Origin of the sequence: Comamonas sp. Z3 (assembly GCF_008121565.1) — a bacterium.
GTDB classification, from domain to species: Bacteria; Pseudomonadota; Gammaproteobacteria; order Burkholderiales; family Burkholderiaceae_C; genus Comamonas; species Comamonas brasiliensis.
Genome location: NZ_VOQU01000005.1, coordinates 98908 through 122393, shown reverse-complemented (window position 1 = coordinate 122393; position 23486 = coordinate 98908). Strand labels below are relative to the sequence as shown.

The window sequence follows — 23486 nt, the reverse complement described above, 5'->3', positions numbered from 1 at the left end:
CAATTCATCATCGACATCCTTCCAGGGAGACAAAATGACCCATAAGCTCAACATGAGCCGTCGCCAAGCTGCATTTGCACTTGGCGCCATTGCCGCAGCCGTGGCAGCCCCCTCGTTCGCACAGAGCGACAAGTGGCCCACCAAGTCCTCGCGCATCATCAACCCCTTCCCCGTAGGCGGCGGTCCCGATGGCATCTCGCGCCTGGTGGCCGACAAGCTGGGCCGTGCCTGGGGCCAGCCCGTGGTGGTGGAAAACCGCCCCGGCGGCAACGGCTTCATCGCCATCAACGAATTCAAGCGCGGCGCGACCGACGGCACGGACATGATCCAGCTGGACAACGTCCACATCGCGGCCTACCCCCACCTGTTCAAGAAGCTGCCCTACGACCTGAACAAGGACTTCGACATCCTGATGCCCTTGTTCCGCAACTACTTCTTTGTCTGCGTGCCCGTCAACAGCCCCTACAAGACCATCGGTGACCTGATCGCCGATGCCAAGGCGCATCCCGGCAAGCTGAACTACGGCTCCTGGTCCGTGGGCAACCCCGTGCACCTGGGCTCGGCGCTGCTGGAAAACCAGACCGGCACCAAGATGGAGCACGTGATCTACAAGGAAACCAGCCAGCTGTACCAGGGCGTTGCCAATGGCGAGCTGACCTTTGCCCTGGGCTCTCTGGGCACTGCAGGCCCCCTGGTGCGTGGCGGCAAGCTGCGCTTCCTGGCGGTGGCTGCTCCCAGCCGCATTGCCGGCTTCGAGAACGTGCCCACGGTGTCCGAATCGGGCGGCCCCAAGGATTTCGCAGCCATCGGCTGGAACGCCCTGGCCGTGCGCCCCGGCACCCCTGCTGCCGTGGTCGAGAAGATCCGCACCGACGTCCGTCAGGCGCTGACCGGCCAGGACGTGAAGGAAAAGTTCGCCGCCTTCGGCTACGAGTCCTTCAACCCCACACCCGCCGAATTCAAGGCCTTCATGGCTTCCGAGAGCAAGCGCTTTGGCGAGGTGATCAAGAAGGCAGGTCTGGCTCTGGACTGATCATCCAGCCCGCCCATCCGTAAAGAAGCCGCCTCTTGAAGGCGGCTTTTTCATGCGCTGCAGCCTCAGAAAAAACGCCCGATGCGCAGCACCGGGCGTTTTGCAGCAAGGACCTCTGCCTGCCTATTGATCGCGCGCCTCGATGGCACGGTTGATGCCCAGGGCCGCCAGCGTGCACAAGGCTCCCGACAGCAGATAGATACCCAGGGCCACCAGGCCGAACTTGGCCGAGACGCCCAGGGCTACCAGCGGAGCGAACGCCGCCCCGATGAGCCAGGCCATATCCGTGGACAGGGCCGCGCCGGTGTAACGATAGCGCGACGAGAAGTTGGAAGTCACCGTACCCGATGCCTGACCGTAGGACAGGCCCAGCAGCACAAAGCCCACCAGGATGAACACATTGTTGCCGGTGCTGCCGCTGCCCAGCAGCCAGGGAGCCAGGAAGCTGAAGATACCGATCAGGCAGGCCATGGTGCCCAGGGTGTTGCGGCGACCCACTCGGTCCGCCAGCCAGCCCGACAGCATGATGGCCGCGCCAGCCAGCAGCGCGCCGATGATCTGCACCACCAGCACTTCGGTCATGGACTGATCGGAGTACATGGAGATCCAGGACAGCGGGAACACGGTCACCAGGTGGAACAGCGCAAAGCTGGCCAGTGCGGCAAAAGCACCGATCATCACATTGCGGCCTTCGTTGGCCATGAGACTGGTCACGCTGATGGGCTCCAGCTCACGCTCCTGCAGAAGCTGGGTATAGGACTGCCCCACGACCAGGCGCAGGCGGGCAAACAGTGCCACCACGTTGATGGCAAAAGCCACGCAGAACGGATAGCGCCAGCCATAGCTCATGAACTCGTCCGCCGACAGGCTGGAGTACAGATAGGCAAACAGCGCTGCCGCAATGATGAAGCCCAGCGGCGCCCCGAGCTGGCCGATCATCGAGTACCAGCCGCGCTTGTTCGGCGGTGCGGACATGGCCAGCAGCGAGGGCAAGCCGTCCCAGGAGCCGCCCAGCGCCAGGCCCTGGCCGATGCGCAGGATCACCAGCGCCCAGACGGCCTTCATGCCGGCTGTCTCATAGCTGGGTAGAAAGGTCATGCCCACCGTGCAGACGCCCAGCAGGAGCAGCGCCAATGTCAGTTTGGTGGCACGCCCCCAGACCCGCTGCACGGCCATCGACAGCGCCGTGCCTACAGGGCGGGCCACGAAGGCCAGCGAGAAGATGGCAAACGCGGCCAGCGTGCCGTCGAGCTTGGACAGATAGGGAAACAGCAGCGAGGGAAACACCAGCACGCAGGCGATGCCGAACACGAAGAAGTCAAAGTACTCGGAAGAGCGCCCTATGATCACGCCCACCGCGATCTCGCCAGGGGTCACATCCTCATCGGTATCCGCATAGGCCAGGGTTTCCGAGTTCTCATAGTCTTGCTGAGTAAGACCAACGGACGGGTTCATGCTTGTCATAAAGGTACAACTCCTTGTCTTACTTTTCAGTCCCGGGGACGCTTTCCGTTCTACGCCCAAGCATGTGCAGCTGCAATAGAGTTTTTGCCCTGAACCCTGTCAGCGCAGCCCTCGGCAGAGGGGGCCTGCTGGGGCGAATTTGACAATTTCAAGCCCTGTCAGCGCAAAGTTTGCCCGCCTTCAGAAGGCGCTAAACCCTTGTCGCGTAGCGTATTTTCAAGACCCAACCCTTGACCTTGGACAAAATGTCCAATGGACAACCCCCGGTTTGGTATTACATTTGCCGAGATCCAGTAATCCGCGTTTACACCTAAGCGCGACTTTGTCACGCCTAAAGCATGTTAAAAATCAAGGAAATCCGTGGGCCCGCGTGGCTCTCAGCGGCCGCTTTGACCGCAACCCTCGCCGGTTGCAGCAAGGCCGTCGTCCTCAACCCAGCTGGCGATGTCGCCAAGCAGCAAGGCGATCTGGTCATTACGGCCACTTTGCTGATGTTGCTCATCATCGTCCCCGTCATCTTTTTGACGCTGCTTTTTGCCTGGAAATACCGCCAGTCCAACACCGAAGCCAAGTACGACCCCGAATGGCACCACTCCACTGCGCTGGAGCTGGTGATCTGGACGGTTCCCCTGCTCATCATCATCGCTTTGGGCGCCATTACCTGGATCAGCACCCACAAGCTCGACCCCTATCGTCCGCTGGACCGCATCTCCTCCACCAAGGCGCTGGACCCCAACGTCAAGCCCCTGGAGATTCAGGTCGTGTCCCTGGACTGGAAGTGGCTGTTCTTCTACCCAGAGCAAGGCATCGCCACCGTCAACGAAGTGGCTGCCCCGGTGGATCGCCCCATCCGCTTCAAGCTGACCTCCACCAACACCATGAACGCGTTCTACGTTCCCGATCTGGCCGGCATGATCTACACCATGCCCGGCATGCAGACCGAACTGAATGCCGTGATCAACAAGCCCGGTGTCTATGGCGGCAAGTCCTCCCACTACAGCGGCGCTGGCTTTGCCGGCATGACCTTCAAGTTCCACGGTCTGGAAAACCAGCAGTTCGACCAGTGGGTGGCCCAGGCCAAGAGCGAAGGCAAGACCCTGACGCGCGATGCCTACCTCGACCTGGCCAAGCCCAGCGAGCGCAACCCTGTTGAACGCTTCGCCAGCGTGGACGAAGGCCTGTACAACAAGGTCCTCAACCGCTGCGTGGAAGACGGCAAGATGTGCATGAACGAAATGATGGCCATCGACGCCGCCGGCGGCAAGCCACCTGCACACCACGGCAAGACCTCCAGCGTGACCCTGCCCCTGGATGTCTGCACTTCCAAAGACGCTGACCGCGTTGTCGCCCTGCTCGACGAAGTCGCCGCCTCCGGAGCTGTCGCACAGCAATAAGTAGTTCACGGTGCGGATGCGCTCACTGCTCAGCCGCTCCAATACGACAAAAGAGACTCAACATGTCTGAAACAACAACCCCGGCCTCCCACTGGCTGTTGGGCCGTATCACATGGGACCAGATTCCCATGACGCATGAGCCCATCGTGCTCTTGACCTTTATTGCCGTGGTGCTTGGCGGCCTCGTCGTGGTCGGCGGCATCACCAAGTTCCGCCTCTGGGCTCCGCTGTGGAACGACTGGATCACCTCCATCGACCACAAGAAGATCGGCATCATGTACATGATCCTCGGTCTGGTCATGTTCCTGCGCGGCTTTGCCGATGCCGTGATGATGCGTCTGCAGCAGTCCATGGCCTTCGGCGACAACATGGGCTACCTGCCTCCTCACCACTACGACCAGATCTTCACGGCCCACGGCGTGATCATGATCTTCTTCGTGGCGATGCCCTTCGTGACCGGCCTGATGAACTACCTGGTTCCTCTGCAGATCGGCGCACGTGACGTGTCCTTCCCATTCCTGAACAACTTCAGCTTCTGGATGACCACCGGCGGCGCCGTGCTGGTGATGATCTCCCTGTTCCTGGGCGAGTTCTCCACTTCCGGCTGGCTGGCACTGTCCAATCTGGGGCACCAGAGCGGAAGCACGGGTCTTGATTACTACATCTGGGGCCTGCAGGTCGCCGGTGTGGGCACGACCTTGTCAGGTATCAACCTGATCGTGACCATCATCAAGATGCGCGCTCCCGGCATGAACCTGATGAAGATGCCCGTCTTCACCTGGACTGCCCTGTGCACCAACGCCCTGATCGTGGCCTCCTTCCCCGTGCTGACCGCAGCCCTGGTGCTGATGTCGCTGGACCGCTACGTCGGCACCAACTTCTTCACGAACGAGCTGGGCGGCAACCCCATGCTGTACGTGAACCTGATCTGGATCTGGGGCCACCCCGAGGTCTACATCCTGATCCTGCCCTGCTTCGGCGTGTTCTCCGAAATCGTGGCAACGTTCAGCCGCAAGCGTCTGTTCGGCTACACCTCGATGGTTTACGCCACCGTGTGTATCACCATCCTGTCCTACCTGGTGTGGCTGCACCACTTCTTCACCATGGGCTCGGGTGCCAGCGTGAATACCTTCTTCGGTATCACCACGATGATCATCTCCATCCCCACGGGCGCGAAGATCTTCAACTGGCTGTTCACCATGTACCGCGGCCGCATCCGCTTCTCGGTGCCCATGCTGTGGACGGTGGGCTTCATGGTCACCTTCGCCATCGGCGGCATGACCGGCGTGCTGCTGGCCGTGCCTCCCGCAGACTTCGTGCTGCACAACTCGCTGTTCCTGATCGCCCACTTCCACAACGTGATCATCGGCGGCGTGGTGTTTGCCGTGTTTGCCGGCATCAACTACTGGTTCCCCAAGGCTTTCGGCTTCCGACTCAACGAGTTCTGGGGCAAGGCTTCGTTCTGGTTCTGGCTGGTCGGCTTCTGGGTGGCCTTCACTCCCCTGTACATCCTGGGCCTGATGGGCGTGACTCGCCGTGCCAACCACTTTGACGATCCCTCGCTGCAGATCTGGTTCATCATCGCTGCCTGCGGTGCTGCCCTGATCGCTGCCGGCATCGGCTGCTTCTTCATCCAGCTGGCCGTGTCCATCTGGAAGCGCGACGAGCTGCGTGACGTGACCGGCGACCCATGGGAAGGCCGTACCCTGGAATGGGCCACTTCCTCGCCCCCTCCCCAGTACAACTTTGCCTTCACCCCCGTGGTGCACGACATCGATGCCTGGACCGACATGAAGAAGCACGGCTATCAGCGTCCGCTGAGCGGCTTCGAGCCCATCCACATGCCCGCCAATACCGGCGCCGGCGTGGTGATTGCCGGCCTGTCCACCGTTCTGGGCTTTGCTCTGATCTGGCATATGTGGCCTCTGACGATCGCTTCGTTCGTCGCGACCATCCTGGCTTCGATCATTCATACCTTCAACTACAAGCGTGACTACTACATCCCTGCGGTCGAAGTGGCCACAACGGAAGAAGCACGTACCAAGCAGCTTGCAGCAGCCCATGTCTAATACACATATCAACGCTGGCGGCGCGGCCGCCCTGGCTACTCGCGAGTACCACCTCGCGCACGAGCCCCATCCGGAAAACGGCACCTCGCTGGGCTTCTGGCTCTACCTGATGAGCGACTGCCTGATCTTTGCCGCACTGTTCGCCACCTATGGCGTGCTGGGCCGCAGCTATGCAGGCGGCCCCTCGGGCAAGGATCTGTTCGATCTGTCGCTGGTGGCCGTCAACACGGCCTTCCTGCTGATGTCGTCCATCACCTTCGGCTTTGCCATGCTGCAAAAGCAGAAGAAGAACGTGAACGGCACACTGCTGTGGCTGGCCGTCACCGGTCTGCTGGGCGCAGCCTTCCTGGCCGTGGAACTCTATGAGTTCCACCACCTGATCCATCAAGGTGCGACGCCTCAGAGCAGCGCCTTCCTGTCGTCCTTCTTCACGCTGGTGGGCACCCACGGTATCCACGTGACCTTCGGTCTGGTCTGGCTGATCACCCTGATGATCCAGATCAAGAAGCACGGCCTGATCAACGAGAACGTGCGCCGTATCAACTGCCTGTCCATGTTCTGGCACTTCTTGGACGTGGTCTGGATCGGTGTGTTCACCTTTGTGTATCTGATGGGGGTGCTGTAAATGAGCGCACACGATATTCACGCCGGTCATGACGATCACCACGATCACGACGACCTGCACGTCACCATGGGCGACTATGTGAAGGGCTTCATCCTGGCCGTCATCCTGACAGCCATCCCCTTCTACCTGGTCATGAACAACGTCATCACCGACCGCACCACGGCCGTGGCCGTGCTGGGCCTGTTCGCGGTGATCCAGGTGCTCGTGCACATGGTGTACTTCCTGCACATGAACGGCAAGATCCAGGGCGGCTGGACCATGCTGTCCACCATCTTCACGGTGATCTTCCTGGCGATTGCGATCTCCGGCACGCTTTGGGTCATGTTCCACATGAACACCAACATGATGCCCGGTCATGAAATGCACCAGGCCGCTGGCCATGCAGATCACGCAGGTCACACGGCTCCCGCAGCTGTCACACCTTGACTGACCTCATGAAGAACCAGAGCGCTGCGCGGCAGCGCTCTCCCTTCGCCAAGGCGATGCTCGCGTTTGTGGGCATCGCCTTGTTTTTAGGGTTCATGGCTCTGGGCACCTGGCAGGTGCAGCGCCGCGCCTGGAAGCTCGACCTCATCGAGCGCGTGGAGCAGCGCGTGCACAGCGCCCCCGTGGCGGTGCCCGAGCCCGGCCAGTGGCCGCAGATCCATGCAGCCAGCCACGAGTACCTGCCCGTCAAGGCACAGGGTCAATGGCTGGACAAGCAAAGCGTGCTGGCCAAGGCCTTGACCGAGGCCGGCGCGGGCTTCTGGCTCATGACGCCGCTGCAGCTGGCCGATGGCACACAGGTTCTGGTCAACCGCGGCTTCACGCCCGAGAAGCTGCGCGGCCAATGGCTCAAGCAGATTGCCGAAGCCGGGCCATCCGCCGAGACCGTCACCGTCATCGGCCTGATGCGCATGAGCGAGCCCGGCGGCGGCTTTCTGCGCAAGAACGATCCCGCGAACGACCAGTGGTACTCGCGCGATGTCGCCGCCATCGCCCAGGCCCAGGGCCTGAGCAGGCCCGCCCCCTACTTCATCGATCAGGGCGTGCCCGCCAGCAACCCGGCCTATGCCCGGGCAGAGGCCGGCACCGAAGTCCTGCGCCCCGGCATGACGGTCATCCGCTTCCCGAACAGCCATCTGGTCTATGCGCTGACCTGGTATGGGCTGGCCATCATGGTGCTGGGAGCGGCCTGGCTGGTACGCCGGCATGACAAGGCAGTTGCTGCAAGCTGATGCTCCCTGAAAGCGCTCCCCGGAGCGCTTTTTTCTGACCCTTTCAGGCGGCTCCTACATCAGGAACGCATAGCCCCAGAGGCGTCCGTGGCAGCCGCGCTCGGTGACAATTGAGCGGTGAGCCAAATTTCCGATTCCCTGTTTCGCGTACAGCGCCTGACCGAGCGGCAGAACATGCAGCTGCTGATTCAGCTGCGCTGGATTGCCGTGGTCGGCCAGGTCGTCACCATCTCGCTGGTGCACTACGGCTTCCAGATTGCCCTGCCCCTGCTGCCCATGGCGCTGGTGCTCGTGGCCCTGGTGGCCACCAATCTGGCCTATATCTACTGGAGCCAGGGCCTGCACCGGCCCGTGACCTCACGCAGCGTCTTCTATGCGCTGCTGGCCGATGTGCTGGCCCTGACCATTCAGCTGTACCTGAGCGGCGGCGCCAGCAATCCCTTTATCTATCTGTATCTGCTGCAGGGCATTCTGAGTGCCGTGCTGCTGCCCGCCCACTACACCTGGTGCGTGGTCGCGGCCTCCTTTGTCGGCGTCATGGGCCTGACCCTGTTTCACCAGCCCCTTCATGTGCAGTTCGTCAGCCAGGAAGGCCTGCCCAGCCTCTACGTGGTGGGTGTGCTCATCAGCTTTGCGCTGACCAGCATCCTGACCATTGTCTTTCTGACGCGCATCGTCGAGAACACGCGCCGGCGCGACAAGCGCATCTCCAATATGCGCCAGCGCGCCAGCGAGGAAGAGCACATCGTGCGCCTGGGCCTGCTGGCCACCGGCGCGGCCCACGAGCTGGGCACGCCCATGGCCACCATGTCCGTGATCCTGGGCGACTGGCAGCATATGCCGGCACTCATGCAGGACGAGGATCTGCGCGAGGACCTGCAGGAAATGCAGCGCCAGCTGCTGCGCTGCAAGTCCATCGTCTCGGGAGTGCTGCTGTCGGCCGGCGAGACCCGGGCCGAAGGCACGGAGAGCACCACCTTCGCCAGCTTTGTGCAGGGCGTGGTCAGCCACTGGCAGGCCCATAACAGTCTGCAGCACTTTGCGCTGCACCAGCAGGGCGTGAAGGACTTCGCCATGCTCTCGGATACTGCATTGCAGCAAATGATTTGCAATTTGCTGGACAATGCCCTCGAAGCCTCACCCGACTGGGTGGAGCTGACCCTGAGCAGCGATCACGACCAGATACGCATCCAGGTGCGCGACCATGGTCCGGGCTTCGATGCCGCCGTGCTGCAGCAGCTGGGCCAGTGCCATGTCTCCACCAAACAGGAGCGCCCCGGTCGCGGCCTGGGCCTGTTTCTTGTCACCAACGTGGCCCGCGCCCTGGGCGGCCGCGTTCATGCCGGCAATCTGCCGGCTCAGCAAGGCGGAGGCGCTCTGGTGGAGGTCAGCCTGCCCCAGTCCGCCCTCGCAATTTAAGACATTGTTGTTTGCATGGAAGAAGACCGTTTACTGCTGCTGGTTGAAGATGACGCGGCATTTGCACGCACGCTCAAGCGCTCGTTCGAGCGCCGGGGCTACCGCGTGCTGCATGCCACCAGCGGCGAGGAAGTGCAGCTGCTGCTGACCCAGCACCGGCCGCAATATGCGGTCATGGACCTGAAGCTGGCCGGCAATGCCTCGGGCCTGAACTGCGTGCAGATGCTGCATCTGCACAACCCCGATGCGCTGATCGTCGTGCTCACCGGCTACGCCAGCATTGCCACGGCCGTGGAAGCCGTCAAGCTCGGTGCCTGCCACTACCTCGCCAAACCCTCGAACACCGACGATATCGAAGCCGCCTTCGGCCGCATCGAGGGCCGCACCGATGTGGAAGTCAGCAGCCAGACCACTTCCATCAAGACGCTGGAGTGGGAGCATATTCACGAGACCCTGGCCGAGTCCGGCTTCAATATCTCCGAGGCCGCACGCCGCCTGGGCATGCACCGGCGCACGCTGGCGCGCAAGCTGGAAAAGCGCCAGGTCAAGTGACCGGCATCAAGCCCAGACAACAATGTTGATAGCTGCTTCCGCTCTTCAGTATTGACTTTCAAATACAAAAGCATCTGAAATCTTTATGCAGCAAGCGATAGCAGCTCCTTTTTTTATTAGCTTCGCGGCTAAGTCCCTGCGCACCGGCAGGCGTCCATGAAGCAGCAGCAACCCCGACTCCTAGGAGCCACCGGCCTCGCTCTGCTGGTTCTGTCCTATGCGTTGGCCCTGCCCTGGCTCGTGCGTGGCGAAGCCGTGCATCTGGTGCCCTTTCTGTGCGCCCTGGTCTTTGGCTGCTGCCTGATCCGCCCTCTCAGGGTCGCATTCCAGCGCGCGCCAGCGCCTGCCCGGGCGGCAGCGCTGCTGCTCCTGGCCCTGATCGCAGCAGCCGTCGCCTTCACAGTGGCTGGCGGGCATGGTCAGCGCCTGCTTGCGCATATGCGGACCCTGCCGCTGTGGCAGGTCAACCACCTCTTCTTTCTGTTTTTTGCCCTGCTGCCGCTGAGCAAGGGCATCATCGTCGCCGCGCTCAATTTCGTCAGCATGGTCGCGCGCGGTACCGGAGGCAAGCCTTAGGCAGGCGCCGGATCCAGTGCCGTTTCTCGCAGCAGCCCGGCATTCAGGGCGCCACCATCTATAGTTGCTGCGGAGATGCACATCATGAAAACCCTGAGCCGACTTGTTCTCTCTGCCTTTCTGGCACTGCTTGCCAGCCTCGCCGTGGCGGCGCTTTTTCTGCCGTTTCACAGCATCTTTCTGCCGCCCGACGGGGTCAGCTGCCTGAATGAAGGCCTCTCGGGGTGCATGCGCGCCCTGGAGATAAGCCTGCTGGTTTACGGCCCCTTGTTCTGCATCATCGGCGTTCTGATCGGCACACCGGTCTTCATGCTGCTTCTGTACCTGCGCGACTGATCAGGCAGCGCTGCCCCGGCATTCATGCAGGGCCCTATCACGGGCCGCAGGACAAAAGAAGGCAAATCCAGGCCGGGCGGGCAATAAAAAACCGGCAGTGTGTCCACTGCCGGTTTCTCTTTTCAGCGCCCCTCATGGGCGCCGGCGAAAGCCTGAATCAGCCCGCCTCAATCGGCGACCGCCTGCTCGGGCTCGGCCTTGGGGGCGTCCTTGGGCAACTCGGTAATGGTGAGCTTGACATCACCCTTGCCTTCGTTGCCCGCGACGTCCCAGTCCACCTCCAGGCGTCCGCCGTTGGTCAGGCGACCGAACAGCAGCTCATCGGCCAGCGAGCGGCGGATGGTGTCCTGGATCAGGCGCTGCATGGGGCGTGCCCCCATGAGCGGATCGAAGCCCTTCGTGGCCAGATGCTTGCGCAGGTCGTCGCTGAAGGTAACGTCCACCTTCTTCTCGGCCAGCTGTTGCTCCAGTTGCAGCAGGAACTTGTCGACCACGCGCAGAATGATCTGCTCGTCCAGCGGCTTGAAGCTGACGATGGCATCCAGACGGTTGCGGAACTCGGGCGTGAACAGGCGCTTGATATCGCCCATTTCATCACCAGCCTCACGCGGATTCGTGAAGCCGATGGTGGCCTTGTTCATGGTCTCGGCACCCGCATTCGTGGTCATGATGATGATCACGTTGCGGAAGTCGGCCTTGCGTCCGTTGTTGTCCGTCAGCGTGCCGTGATCCATCACCTGCAGCAGCACGTTGAAGATGTCCGGATGTGCCTTCTCGATTTCGTCGAGCAGCAGCACCGAATGCGGCTTCTTGGTCACGGCCTCGGTCAGCAGACCGCCCTGGTCAAAGCCCACATAGCCGGGAGGCGCGCCAATCAGTCGGCTGACGGCATGACGCTCCATGTACTCGGACATGTCGAAGCGGATCAGGTCCACGCCCAGGATATAGGCCAGCTGCTTGGCCGCTTCCGTCTTGCCGACGCCCGTGGGGCCGGAGAACAGGAAGGAGCCGATCGGCTTGTCCGGTTTGCCCAGACCCGAGCGTGCCATCTTCACAGCCGACGACAGCACTTCCAGCGCCTTGTCCTGGCCGAAGACCACGCTCTTCAAGTCACGCTCCAGCGTCTGCAGCTTGCTGCGGTCGTCGTTGCTGACATTGGCCGGCGGAATGCGGGCGATCTTGGCCACGATGGCCTCGATCTCGGCCTTGCCGATGGTCTGCTTGCGCTGAGCTTCAGGAGCGATGCGCTGGGCAGCGCCCGCCTCGTCGATCACGTCGATGGCCTTGTCGGGCAGGTGACGGTCGTTGATGTACTTGGCCGACAGCTCGGCCGCCGCCTGCAGGGCGTCCTGCTCATAGGTGATGCTGTGGTGCTCCTCGAAGCGGGACTTCAGGCCCTTGAGGATGTCCACGGTCTCGGCCACGGTGGGCTCGACCACATCCACCTTCTGGAAACGGCGCGACAGGGCCGCGTCTTTTTCGAAGATGCCACGGTATTCCGTGAACGTGGTCGCACCGATGCAGCGCAGTTGCCCGCTGGACAGCGCGGGCTTGAGCAGATTGGACGCATCCAGCGTACCGCCCGAGGCCGCACCGGCGCCGATCAGCGTGTGGATTTCGTCGATGAACAGGATGGCGTGCGGCTTGTCCTTGAGCGACTTGAGCACGCCCTTGAGGCGCTGCTCGAAATCGCCGCGGTACTTGGTGCCGGCCAGCAGCGCGCCCATGTCCAGCGAATAGACCACGCCTTCCTTGAGCACATCGGGCACCGTGCCTTCGGTGATGCGCCAGGCCAGACCCTCGGCAATCGCGGTCTTGCCCACGCCTGCTTCGCCCACCAGCAGCGGGTTGTTCTTGCGGCGGCGGCAGAGGATCTGGATGGTGCGTTCCACCTCGTATTCGCGCCCGATCAGCGGATCGATCTTGCCTTCCTTGGCGGCCTGGTTCAGGTTCAGCGTGAACTGCTCCAGCGGCGATGCTTTTTCATTGCGCTCGCCCGCCGCGCCTTCCTCGCTCTCCGAAGGAGATTCGGCCTTGGCAGGCTCGGGCGGCTCACCCTTCTTGATCCCATGGGCGATGTAGTTGACCACGTCCAGGCGTGTGACGCCCTGCTGGTGCAGGTAGTACACGGCATGCGAGTCCTTTTCGCCGAAGATGGCCACGAGCACATTCGCGCCCGTCACCTCTTTCTTGCCATTGCCCGTGGACTGCACATGCATGATGGCGCGCTGAATCACACGCTGGAATCCCAGCGTGGGCTGCGTATCCACCTCTTCGGTGCCGTCCACCTGCGGCGTGTTGTCCTTGATGAAGTTGGACAGCGATGAACGCAGGTCGTCGATATTGGCCGCGCATGCGCGCAGCACTTCAGCTGCACTGGGGTTGTCCAGCAGGGCGAGCAGCAGATGTTCCACGGTGATGAACTCGTGGCGCTGCTGCCGGGCCTCGACAAACGCCATGTGCAAGCTGACTTCCAGTTCTTGAGCGATCATGTGCGACTCCTTTCGGCTTGCTTGGTTGACTCTCTGCTAAGTAATCTGAGGGCGGTCGGCGCTTATTCAACAGGCTCGAATGTGGCCTGCAGCGGATGACCCGCTTTCTGGGCCGCCTGCAGCACCTGCTCGACCTTGGTCGCCGCCACGTCCTGGCTGTAGACGCCGCAGACACCGCGGCCGTCCAGGTGAATCTTGAGCATGATCTGCGTGGCCGATTCACGATCCTTGCCGAACAGCTCCTGCAGCACGGCAATCACGAACTCCATGGGCGTGAAGTCGTCGTTGAGCATCACGACCTGGTACATGCGTGGCGGCTGCAGCCGCTGGCGGCGGCGTTCAAGCACCAAGGAATCACCATCGTCAGGCGTTCTGATCGCTGGCGAGACCGGGGGAATTGATGGGGGTTGGGTAGCCATGAAATCCATTCTAGCGAGCCGTTGCAATGTTTTTGCGCTGGCATATGCATAGCATTGTTAGGGATTTCAAGGCGGCCGGAAGCAAATTTGACAAAACCAAGGGAAATCCATGGAAATCCCTTAGCCAGCAAGCGCCCTGCGCTATCAAAAAATCATGGGCTGCGATCCGACAAGCATCCTCAAGCAATGCCTGCGCCAGCCCATGATTTTTATTCATAGACCACTTTGACCTGACCGGTACCGGCGGAGCCATACCAGGCCGCCAGCGCGGCGTCCGAGGGGTAGAAGCGGCTGCCCTCGCCCAGCGCCAGCTCGCAGCTGGCCGAACCGCGCTCGTCGCGGCAGATCAGGTCCAGACGCACCTTGACGCCGTGGTTGAGATTGCCGTTCTCGGTTTCCTCGACCTTGGCCGGGAACTGGCGCAGCAGCGCCGGCACATCGGGCATCTTCTCCCCCACGCTGACCTGCAGATAGCGCGCAAAACGGCAGCGCGCATCGGCCAGACTCCACATCTGCTGCACCTTCATGCGCAGGCCGCCGCTGAAGCGGTCGGGCTGAAGCCGCCCCGAAACCACGACAAACTCGTCTTCCTTGAGCACATCGGCGCAGGCTGCCATGGTTTTTTCGTCGACCGAGGCCTCGATCACCGCCGATTTGTCGTCCAGCGTGAAGATGCTGAGCTTGCCGCGCTGGCCGTTGATGGTGCGCAGCCCGCCGATGATGCCGGCCATGGTCTGCGGCTCGCGGCTGTCGCGCATCTCGCCGATCGGAGTGCGCACGAAGCGGCGCACTTCGGCCTCGACCTCGTCGAACAGGTGGCCCGTCAGATAGAAGCCGATGGCCGTCTTCTCCAGCGTCAGCTTTTCCTTGACGCCCCAGGGCAGCACATCGGCCATGGGCGGCTCCGCCGTGCTCGAGCCCAGCGCGTCGTCGCCCATCATGTCGAACAGACCGCCCTGATCGGCATTGGCGATCGAGGTGGCGGCAAAGCCGAAGGCGGTGTCCAGCGTCGCCATCAGCGATGCGCGGTTCATGTCGATGGAATCAAAGGCACCGCCCTTGATCAGCGCTTCCACCGTCCGTTTGTTGATGCGGCTGCGGTCCACGCGCAGGCAGAAGTCGAACAGGCTCTTGAACGGCCCCGTCTCGTGGCCGTTGGGGCCTGTGCCCTCGCCGTTGCGCGCGGCCACTATGGCTTCGATGGCCGCCTGCCCGGTCCCCTTGATGGCCCCGAGGCCGTAGCGTATGACCTTGTCGGTCACCGGCTCGAAGCGGTGCACGCCGCGGTTCACATCGGGCATCTCGAAGGTGATGCCCATCTTGAGCGCATCCTCGTACAACACCTTGAGCTTGTCGGTGTTGTCCATTTCCACGGTCATATTGCCGCAGTAGAACTCGGCCGTGTAATGCACCTTGAGCCAGCCAGTGTGATAGGCCAGCAGGGAGTAGGCTGCCGCGTGCGACTTGTTGAAGCCGTAGCCCGCGAACTTCTCCATCAGGTCAAAGACCTCGTCAGCCTTTTCCTCGCTCAGTCCGTTCTTGGCCGCGCCCTCGCGGAAGATGCCCCGGTGCTTGACCATCTCCTCGACTTTTTTCTTGCCCATGGCCCGGCGCAGCAAGTCGGCGCCGCCCAGCGAGTAGCCGCCAAGCACCTGGGCGGTCTGCATCACCTGCTCCTGGTAGACCATGATGCCGTAGGTTTCGGCCAGCACCGACTCGACCAGCGGATGCGGGTACTCCACGACTTCCTGCCCGTGCTTGCGGGCAATGAAGGTGGGGATCAGGTCCATGGGGCCGGGACGGTAGAGGGCGTTCAGCGCAATCAGGTCTTCCAGGCGCGAGGGCTTGGCCTCCTTGAGCATCTGCTGCATGCCGCGCGATTCAAACTGGAAGACGGCTTCGGTCTTGCCGTCGGAGAACAGCTTGTAGGTCGGGTAGTCGTCCAGCGGAATGTTCTCGAACTGGAAGTTCTCCTGGCCCTTGTGGCGCTTCATGATGAATTCGCGCGCAATCTCCAGAATCGTCAGCGTGGCCAGGCCCAAGAAGTCGAACTTCACCAGGCCCACGGCTTCCACGTCGTCCTTGTCGTACATGGCCACGGCCGAGGTACTGCCGGGCTGCTGGTAGAGCGGACAGAAATCGGCCAGCCGGCCCGGCGCAATCACCACGCCGCCGGCGTGCATGCCGATGTTGCGGGTCATGCCCTCCAGGCTCTGCGCCATCTCGATCAGGGTCTTGACGTCCTCCTCGCGCTCGATGCGCTCGGCCAGGATGGGCTCCTCCTTGATGGCGTAGGTGTATTTGTCGCCTTCCTTGGGCGGATTCGGCGGGTACTTGAGCGTGACATGCAGGCCGGGCTTGTTCGGGATCAGCTTGGAGATGCCGTCGCAGAAGGTGTAGCTCATGTCCAGCACCCGGCCCACGTCGCGGATGGCCGCACGCGCGGCCATGGTGCCGAAGGTGGCGATCTGGCTGACGGCATCGCGGCCGTAGCGATCCTTGACATAGTCGATCACGCGGTCGCGGTTCTGCTGGCAGAAGTCCACGTCAAAGTCGGGCATGGACACGCGTTCGGGGTTCAGGAAACGCTCGAACAGCAGGTTGTATTCCAGCGGGTCGAGGTCGGTCACCTTGAGCACATAGGCCACCAGCGAGCCGGCACCCGAGCCACGGCCCGGCCCCACGGGACAACCGTTGGCTTTGGCCCACTTGATAAAGTCCGACACGATGAGGAAGTAGCCCGGAAAGCCCATCTTCATGATGGTGCCCAGCTCGAACTCCAGCCGCTCCACATAGCGCGCGCGCTGGGCGTCGCGCTTGGCCGCATCGGGATAGAGGTGCACCAGACGCTCCTCCAGCCCCTGGTAGGACTCGTGGCGGAAGAACTCGTCCATGCTCATGCCGGCCGGCACGGGGAAATTGGGCAGCTGCGGGTTGCCCAGCTCCAGCGTCAGACTGCAGCGGCGGGCAATTTCCACTGTGTTCTCGATCGCGCTCGGGATGTCGCAGAACAGTTGCTCCATCTCGGCGGCAGTCTTGAAATACTGGTCGCGGGTGAACTTGCGCACCCGCTTGGCATTGCCCAGGATCTCGCCCTCGGCAATGCAGACCCGGGCCTCGTGCGCCTCGTAGTCGTCGGGCTTGGCATACTGAATCGGGTGGGTCGCAACCACCGGCAGGTTCAGACGGCTGGCCAGCTTCACGGCCGCCAGCACATGCGACTCGTCATCGGGACGGCCCGCGCGCTGCAGCTCGATATAGAAGCGGTGCGGGAACATGGTGGCAAGGCGCTGGGCAATCTCGGCCGCGCCTTTTTCATCACCACGCGTCAGGGCAATGCCCACGGGACCGGCCTGCGCGCCGGACAGCACGATCAATCCCTCGCCCAGCTCCTGCAGCCATTCCCATTTGTGCTGCGCCTGGTCACGCACCACATTGCGCGTCCAGCCGCGCGCCAGCAGCTCGGCGATATTGTGGTAGCCCTGGCGGCTCTGAACGAGAACGATGACCCGCGAAGGCGGCGCATCGCCCAGCCCCTCGAGCACGATCTCGGCTCCCAGCAGGGGCTTGACGCCCTTGCCGCGACCTTCGCGGTAGAACTTGATGCCGCCAAACAGGTTGTTGAAGTCGGTAATGGCCATCGCCACCTGCCCGTCTTCGGCAGCAGCCTTGATCATGGCATTGACGCGGGTGGTTCCGTCGACGACGGAAAATTCGGTGTGCAGGCGCAGATGGACAAACATGGCCGCTATTGTAGAAAGAGCGCTTCGTCCTTGCGGGCTCAATGCCACTAGATTCGCTGCCGCAGCGTAAAGACACGGTCAACTCGCCGGCGCGGGGCAGCGGCCCATTACAATGCGTCGATCCTTTTTCAGGAAGGTCCGGGCCGGGTGGTGTATGGTGTGGGTTTTGCGCCTTGCCGCCAGATGCGACGGGCCAGCCTCCCATCACCGCTAATGATTGTCAGAAAACTGTCCACCATGCCGCGTATTTCCCTGACTCTAGTCCCTGCCGTGTTAATCGCCGCCACGCTGGCGGGATGCTCCAGCACCAAGGACGACCCGACGGCCAAGTGGACACCCGAGCGCATCTATACCGAAGCGCGCGACGAATCTTCCTCGGGTGCCTATGACAAGGCCGTGCCGCTGTTCGAAAAGCTGGAAGGCCGTGCCGCCGGCACGCCTCTGGCCCAGCAGGCCCAGCTGGAAAAAGCCTATGCCCAGTACAAGGCCGGCGAGAAAGTGCAGGCACTGGCCACGCTGGACCGCTTCACCAAGCTGCATCCGGCCAGCCCCGCCATGGACTACGCACTCTACCTCAAGGGGCTGGTCAACTTCAACGACAACCTGGGCATGTTCGGCTGGCTGACGCGCCAGGACCTGTCCGAGCGCGACCAGAAGGCCGCCAAGGACTCCTTCGAGTCCTTCCGCGAGCTGGTGACCCGTTTTCCCGACTCCAAGTACTCGGATGACGCCCGCCAGCGCATGCAGTACATCGTGAACTCGCTGGCCCAGTACGAAGTCCATGTCGCGCGCTACTACTACAGCCGCGGCGCCTATGTCGCAGCCATCGCCCGTGCGCAGACTGCCATCAAGGACTACCAGAACGTGCCTTCGGTGCGCGAAGCCATGGTTATTCTCGTCAAGTCCTATGACGCTCTGGGCATGACACAGCTGCGCGACGATGCCAAGCGCGTACTGGAGCAAAGCTACGGCGCGAATGCCGAGCAAGGCGTGGAAAAGAAGAGCGAATCCTGGTGGAAGCTCTGGTAGACAGAGCCCTCCGGGTCTGGAAACAAAAGGATGCGCCTGTGCGTATCCTTTTTCATTTTCGCGTTTCCGAGTCCGCCGCAGCTCCCGGTTCGCTGTCGCTGCTGCGGGCTTGCACCTTCAGCAACTCCAGCGCCTCGCCGAACTCCGGCGCGCCGGTCAGCACGCGCATGGGCGGCAATGCCGACATCAGCTTCGCTCCATAGCCCATGGTGACCAGGCGGCTGTCACAGATGACCAGCACACCGCGATCGGTTTCGCTGCGAATCAGGCGCCCGGCCCCCTGCTTGAGGGCAAGGGCTGCCTCGGGCAGCATGTAATCGTGAAACGCCGCCCGCCCCACACTCTCCAGCAGCCGGGAACGGGCCTCGACCAACGGGTCGTCGGGAGGCGGAAACGGCAGCTTGTCGATCACCACCAGTTGCAGCACATCGCCGGGAAGATCCACTCCCTCCCAGAAGGTGGCGGAAGCCACCAGAATCGCGCCTCGCCCGGCTCCTGCTCCGGCCGCCATGAAGCGCTGGATCAGGGCCAGCTTGGGCGCTTCACCCTGCACCAGCACATCAAGATCGGCAAACAGTCCCAGATTCGAGCGCAGCGATGCGCTGATGACCTGCAAGGCCTTGATGGTGGTGGTCAGCACCAGGGTGCGACCACCCAGGCGCTGAGCTGCATCCAGCACCAGCTGGGCGACCTGCTCACTGTGCTGCGCGCTGCCGGCCGCAGCAAAGGGCTGGGGCACATAGATACCGGCCTGCCGGTGGTAGTCGAACGGGCTTTCCACCTGCAGCACCTGAGCGCCGCGCAGGCCGCAGGAATCGACAAACCAGCTCAGCTGGGCGTCATTGCCCAAGGTGGCCGAGGTGAAGATCCAGGCCTTCTTCCTTGACGGATCGAGCTCCTCGCCCTGACTCGTGCCACCATCCTCCAGCGAGCGCTGAAGCAGCCGCTGCTGCATGATGCGGGCAATCGACAGCGGCGACTCCAGCATGCGCAGATACTGCGCGCCGACCTCCAGCCAGCGCACGCACTCGTCTCCAGCGGCAGATGCAAAGCGCGCAAGCCTCGCCAGCAGCTCTGCACCGCGCTCGTACAGGCGCTGCAAATCGGTGGCCGCCCCCTCCAGGGCGGCAAGCGGAATCAGCAGGGCGCGCAGACTCTGCCCCAGGCGCACCAAGGCCGCCCGCCATTTCACCGGATCCAGTCCCTGAGGGGTCACAGCCTGCCATGCCAGCCGCCCGCCGACCGGAGGCTTGCCGGCCTGCAGGCGCAACTCACGCATGGCCTGCTCCAGCGTGGCACAGAGCACCAGCCAGTCGGCCATGCCGCGTGCATGCTCCTGCGTCAGGCGCAGGGCATCACGGGCGTAACCCACCAATTGCTGGCTTGACAAGGCCTCGCCCGCAAACTGCACGCCGATGTCGTTGAGCTGATGGGCCTCGTCTATCACCACCACGCCGGTATTGGGCAAAAGGTGGGCCATGCCGCTGTCGCGCACATCGAGATCGGCAAACAACAGATGGTGGTTGACCACCACCACATCGGCCTCCAGCGCCTGCTGCCGAGCGTGATTGACATGGCAGCCCTGCCAGTGCGGGCAGTCCGAACCCAGGCAGTTGTCCTTGGTGGAGGTCACCAACGGCAGGGCGGCGGAGCGCTCGTCCAGCGCCGTCAACTCGGCCAGGTCACCGGAGCGCGTGACTCTGGCCCAACGCTCCACCTCCGCCACGGCGCGCAGCACCTGAGGGTCCTGAGGAGCCGTACGCCCCTGGCGCACGCGCTCCAGCCGCTCCACGCACAGATAGGAGGAGCGGCCCTTGAGCCTGGCCATGCGCAGGGGCAAGCCCAGGCCATGAACCAGGCGTGGCAGGTCACGGGCAAACAGCTGGTCCTGCAGCGCCTTGGTGGCCGTGGACACCAGCACCCGCTGACCGCTGAGCAAGGCAGGCACCAGATAGGCATAGGTCTTGCCCACGCCCGTGCCGGCTTCCACCACCAGCACCTGACCCTCCTCTATGGCGCCAGCGACCGCCAGCGCCATGCGGGTCTGGCCCGGACGCGGCGTAAACGCAGGCTCGGCCAACGCGAGCCCGCCCTGCGGCGCAAACACCTGCGCAACCGCCTCCTGCAATTGAGTCAAAACCGTTTCACCTTCTCACAAGCCAGGTCAGTACGACCTCACATAAGATCTCGAATATTCGCCGAGGCCTGGCCTCGGGCCGATAAAATGTAACGTAACGTTAAATAGCGCTCCGCGAACGCATTCGCACACATTCATGTCATCCAGCTACCGCATTCAGGCGGCCACCGGCATTCACCGCGGCGACCGGGAATATCAGCAGGACCAGGTCCTGCTCATGGCACATCCCTATGCCAAGGGCTGCATTCTCGGCGTGGTAGCCGACGGCATGGGCGGGCGCAGCGGCGGCCGCAAGGCCTCTGACCAGGTCATGCTGACGGCACGCCAGCTTTTCGAACGCTTCGAGCCCGCCAAGGAAGACTGCACCCGCATGCTGCGCACCATTGTGCAGGATGCCCACACCGTGATCCGTCTCACGGCCATTGCAGCCGAGCAGGAGCCCCACAGCACCATCGCTGTCTTTGTGGTGCTGCCCGATAATCGCTGCCACTTCATGCACTCGGGCGATTCACGGCTCTATCATTTTCGCGGCGCTTCCCTCGTGCACCGCTCGCTCGATCATTCCTATGTTCAGGCGCTGGTCGATCGCGGCGAGCTCACCGAGATCGAAGCCCAGCACCACCCCCGGTCCAACATCCTGCTGGGATGCCTCGGAGCCGAGCCGCCACCGCCCATGGCCCACCATATGATTGAAAAACTGCAGCCCGGTGACAGCCTGATGGCCTGCTCGGACGGGGTATGGCATTACTTCACCACCCAGGAGCTGGGCACGGTGCTCGATGGCCTGTCGCCACGCGAAGCCTCGCAATTTCTGATCGAGAAGGCCAGACGGCGCGCAGCAGGCAGTGGCGACAATCTCTCGCTGGCCATACTCAAGCTTGATACCTCGGTCGCTGAAGCCAGCGCCTGAAGAAAGCCCCGGTTAAGACAGCCAATGCCTGGCGGCCATGCAGGCCCGGCGCACCTGATTCAGCCATCCATCAGGGCGCAGGAGCAGGCAGCGGCGCCGAGGTCTGACCGCGATCCTTGGCCTGCTGCAAAGCCCTGGCCTTGTGCTCGGCCGCAGCCTTGAGCTTGGCGTCGTAATCCGCCCTGGCCTTGGCCTCGCGCTCGGCGCGCCCCTGATCGGCCTGTGCACGGTTTTGCTCGTGACGACGCACATAGTCGACCTGCTTGCTGGCACGCTGCTGGGCCTCGGTCTGGCGCTGGGCCTGCGCCGCCTGCTCGTCAACTGCCGGCTTGGCGCCCGAGCCCTTGGGCTGGCTGCTGCCGTTCTTGTCGCGCTGCTGCGACTTCATGGGCACGGCAGCGTTCTCGGCTTTTTTCTCTTCGATGGCCTGCAGCTTGGCTGCGGCCTTTTCCTTGCGCTCGGTGTCGTTGATTTCCAGTTCGCGCGCGCGCAGCGGTGCATCCTTCTCACGGGCGGCCCTGCGGGCCTCGGCCAGACAGCCTTCCACGGCAAACTTCTGGTAGCAGAGCTTTTCGTCGGCCACGCGCTGCTGCTCGATAACGGCACGCTTGCTGAGAATTTCGTCACGCTCGGCTTCGCGCTGCTGGTGCAGGTGCTGACGCGCCTTCTCGGCAAGCTCCTTCTGAGCCTGCTTGTCGGTCTGCCGTTCCGAATCCGCCTTTACCTGAGCCATGGCCGGCGCGCAAGCCAGCCAGACGGCGGCCAGGGGCGCAAGTACAAAGCCCGCAATGCGGCGGCGGATCAGCTGGGCAAGGAGAGTGGGCATCGTCATCAACTCGGAAACTCGAAGTACAGGCTGGCATCTTAAGGCCGCAGGCAGCTGCCTGCTGGCGATCAGGTCAAGCTGGTGTCGACCACGCGGCGCTCAAGCGCCAGATATTCCTTGGAGCGCATTTCGTTCAGGCGCGAGACGGTGCGCGGGAACTCGTGGGACAGCGGTCCTTCGGTATAGATCTTCTCGGGCGGCACGGCAGCCGACAGAATGAGCTTGACATGGCGATCGTAGAGCACGTCCACCAGCAGCGTGAAGCGCCGCGCGGCCGAAGCCATGTTCACATGCAGCTCGGGCACGTCGGACAGCAAGATGGTGTGAAACTGCGTGGCGATTTCCAGATAGTCATTTTGCGAGCGCGGGCCGCCGCAGAGTTCGCGGAAGTCAAACCACACGACGCCACCGGCACGGCGCTTGGCCGCGATCTTGCGGGTCTCGATCTGCATCACGGGCTCTTCGTCATGGGCTTCGGCCAGACGATCGAAGGTCTCCTGCATCGCAGCATCGGCCTCCGGGCCCAGCGGGCAATGATAGAGCTTGGCGTCTTCGAGAGTGCGGCGGCGATAGTCGGTGCCGTTGTCCACGTTCACCACTTCCATGCGCTCCTTGAGCAAGGCAATCGCAGGCAGGATGCGGTCGCGGTGCAGGCCGCCAGGATAGAGGCCGTCGGGCTCGAAGTTGGAGGTCGTCACAAAGCCCACACCATTGGCAAACAGCGACTCGAGCAGCTTGTAGAGAATCATGGCGTCGGTGATGTCGGCCACATGAAATTCGTCAAAGCAGATCAGCTTGTACTTCTTGGAGATCTTGGCGCCGAGTGCATCCAGCGGGTTCTGCGTACCCTGCATCAGGTGCATCTCGCGGTGCACCTCGCGCATGAATTCGTGAAAGTGCAGGCGCACCTTGCGCTTGAGGGGCACGGCGTTGAAGAAGCATTCCATCAGAAAGCTCTTGCCGCGCCCCACCCCACCGTACATATAGACGCCCTTTGGCAGGTCGGGGTGATTGATCAGTTTCTTGAGAGCATTGGAGCGCCTGCCCTTGTACACAGTCCACTCGTCAGCGCAGCGTTGCAACGCATCGACTGCACGCAGCTGCGCGGGATCGCTTTTGAAACCCTTGGCGGCCAGCTCCGCCTCGTAGGCTTGTCTTACATTCACCGTCTTGTCTCCAGATGCTCAAAAAACAATAGCTGCTACCGCTTATGCAATAAGCGTTAGCAGCCATTTTGTGCAGAAT

19 protein-coding genes are annotated in these 23486 nt (G+C 62.6%); 12 read left to right on the top strand and 7 right to left on the bottom strand.

From position 1 onward, the window contains the following. The first annotated feature begins 34 nt into the window (after positions 1 to 34). Complete coding sequence (locus FSY59_RS15880; RefSeq protein ID WP_003055494.1) at positions 35 to 1033, top strand: tripartite tricarboxylate transporter substrate binding protein; 999 nt, start codon at positions 35 to 37, stop codon at positions 1031 to 1033. A 123-nt stretch (positions 1034 to 1156) separates the two neighbouring features. Here the strand turns inward: FSY59_RS15880 and FSY59_RS15875 are convergent, their stop codons facing one another. Then, complete coding sequence (locus FSY59_RS15875; RefSeq protein ID WP_043372640.1) at positions 1157 to 2497, bottom strand: MFS transporter; 1341 nt, start codon at positions 2495 to 2497, stop codon at positions 1157 to 1159. Between the two features lie 338 nt (positions 2498 to 2835). On the opposite strand from FSY59_RS15875, the gene cyoA reads away from it, so the two are divergent. From cyoA to FSY59_RS15830, 9 genes are all read left to right on the top strand, one after another. Then, positions 2836 to 3891 (top strand): ubiquinol oxidase subunit II, encoded by a 1056-nt coding sequence (cyoA, locus tag FSY59_RS15870; RefSeq protein WP_148729290.1) that lies wholly within the window; start codon positions 2836 to 2838, stop codon positions 3889 to 3891. Between the two features lie 62 nt (positions 3892 to 3953). Further along, positions 3954 to 5960, top strand: a complete 2007-nt coding sequence (gene cyoB / locus FSY59_RS15865) for a cytochrome o ubiquinol oxidase subunit I (RefSeq protein ID WP_003079510.1) — start codon at positions 3954 to 3956, stop codon at positions 5958 to 5960. Further along, the gene (gene cyoC, locus FSY59_RS15860) at positions 5953 to 6585 is read left to right on the top strand and encodes a cytochrome o ubiquinol oxidase subunit III (protein ID WP_003055501.1); all 633 of its coding nucleotides are present in this window, start codon (positions 5953 to 5955) and stop codon (positions 6583 to 6585) included. The genes cyoB and cyoC overlap by 8 nt, the downstream gene beginning before the upstream one ends. Beyond that, positions 6586 to 7011, top strand: a complete 426-nt coding sequence (gene cyoD / locus FSY59_RS15855; protein WP_003055502.1) for a cytochrome o ubiquinol oxidase subunit IV — start codon at positions 6586 to 6588, stop codon at positions 7009 to 7011. It abuts the gene before it with no gap. A gap of 8 nt (positions 7012 to 7019) precedes the next feature. Continuing rightward, positions 7020 to 7802 carry an SURF1 family protein gene (locus tag FSY59_RS15850; protein ID WP_050874756.1) on the top strand — a complete coding sequence of 261 codons (783 nt, stop codon included), beginning with the start codon at positions 7020 to 7022 and terminating at the stop codon, positions 7800 to 7802. A gap of 117 nt (positions 7803 to 7919) precedes the next feature. Further along, a complete protein-coding gene (locus FSY59_RS15845; protein ID WP_043002953.1) occupies positions 7920 to 9221 on the top strand; it encodes an ATP-binding protein in 1302 nt (433 codons plus the stop codon). Between the two features lie 15 nt (positions 9222 to 9236). Continuing rightward, positions 9237 to 9773 carry a response regulator transcription factor gene (locus FSY59_RS15840; protein WP_003055506.1) on the top strand — a complete coding sequence of 179 codons (537 nt, stop codon included), beginning with the start codon at positions 9237 to 9239 and terminating at the stop codon, positions 9771 to 9773. A gap of 156 nt (positions 9774 to 9929) precedes the next feature. Beyond that, positions 9930 to 10349, top strand: a complete 420-nt coding sequence (locus FSY59_RS15835) for a hypothetical protein (protein WP_050874754.1) — start codon at positions 9930 to 9932, stop codon at positions 10347 to 10349. Between the two features lie 84 nt (positions 10350 to 10433). Further along, positions 10434 to 10685, top strand: a complete 252-nt coding sequence (locus tag FSY59_RS15830) for a hypothetical protein (protein ID WP_148729289.1) — start codon at positions 10434 to 10436, stop codon at positions 10683 to 10685. Positions 10686 to 10852: 167 nt separating this feature from the next. Here the strand turns inward: FSY59_RS15830 and clpA are convergent, their stop codons facing one another. From clpA to dnaE, 3 genes are all read right to left on the bottom strand, one after another. Next, positions 10853 to 13177 carry an ATP-dependent Clp protease ATP-binding subunit ClpA gene (gene clpA / locus FSY59_RS15825; RefSeq protein WP_003055511.1) on the bottom strand — a complete coding sequence of 775 codons (2325 nt, stop codon included), beginning with the start codon at positions 13175 to 13177 and terminating at the stop codon, positions 10853 to 10855. A gap of 62 nt (positions 13178 to 13239) precedes the next feature. Next, the gene (gene clpS, locus FSY59_RS15820; protein ID WP_029158698.1) at positions 13240 to 13605 is read right to left on the bottom strand and encodes an ATP-dependent Clp protease adapter ClpS; all 366 of its coding nucleotides are present in this window, start codon (positions 13603 to 13605) and stop codon (positions 13240 to 13242) included. 200 nt (positions 13606 to 13805) lie between these two features. After that, positions 13806 to 17339: a DNA polymerase III subunit alpha gene (gene dnaE, locus FSY59_RS15815; protein WP_003055514.1), complete on the bottom strand. Its 3534-nt coding sequence runs from the start codon at positions 17337 to 17339 to the stop codon at positions 13806 to 13808. A 237-nt stretch (positions 17340 to 17576) separates the two neighbouring features. Here dnaE and FSY59_RS15810 point away from each other — a divergent pair, with 237 nt between their 5' ends. Further along, positions 17577 to 18368 carry an outer membrane protein assembly factor BamD gene (locus FSY59_RS15810; protein ID WP_029158697.1) on the top strand — a complete coding sequence of 264 codons (792 nt, stop codon included), beginning with the start codon at positions 17577 to 17579 and terminating at the stop codon, positions 18366 to 18368. A 52-nt stretch (positions 18369 to 18420) separates the two neighbouring features. On the opposite strand, the gene FSY59_RS15805 is transcribed toward FSY59_RS15810, so the two are convergent. Beyond that, positions 18421 to 20505 (bottom strand): ATP-dependent DNA helicase, encoded by a 2085-nt coding sequence (locus FSY59_RS15805; RefSeq protein ID WP_148729288.1) that lies wholly within the window; start codon positions 20503 to 20505, stop codon positions 18421 to 18423. A 136-nt stretch (positions 20506 to 20641) separates the two neighbouring features. Between FSY59_RS15805 and FSY59_RS15800 the strand changes: the two genes are divergently transcribed. Next, positions 20642 to 21415, top strand: coding sequence for a PP2C family serine/threonine-protein phosphatase (locus FSY59_RS15800; RefSeq protein ID WP_003055519.1), 774 nt, complete (start codon positions 20642 to 20644; stop codon positions 21413 to 21415). A 70-nt stretch (positions 21416 to 21485) separates the two neighbouring features. Here FSY59_RS15800 and FSY59_RS15795 read toward each other — a convergent pair whose 3' ends face one another. Both FSY59_RS15795 and zapE read right to left on the bottom strand, forming a co-directional pair. Next, complete coding sequence (locus FSY59_RS15795; RefSeq protein WP_043376419.1) at positions 21486 to 22241, bottom strand: hypothetical protein; 756 nt, start codon at positions 22239 to 22241, stop codon at positions 21486 to 21488. A gap of 68 nt (positions 22242 to 22309) precedes the next feature. After that, positions 22310 to 23407: a cell division protein ZapE gene (zapE, locus tag FSY59_RS15790; protein ID WP_003055525.1), complete on the bottom strand. Its 1098-nt coding sequence runs from the start codon at positions 23405 to 23407 to the stop codon at positions 22310 to 22312. Positions 23408 to 23486 lie beyond the last annotated feature (79 nt).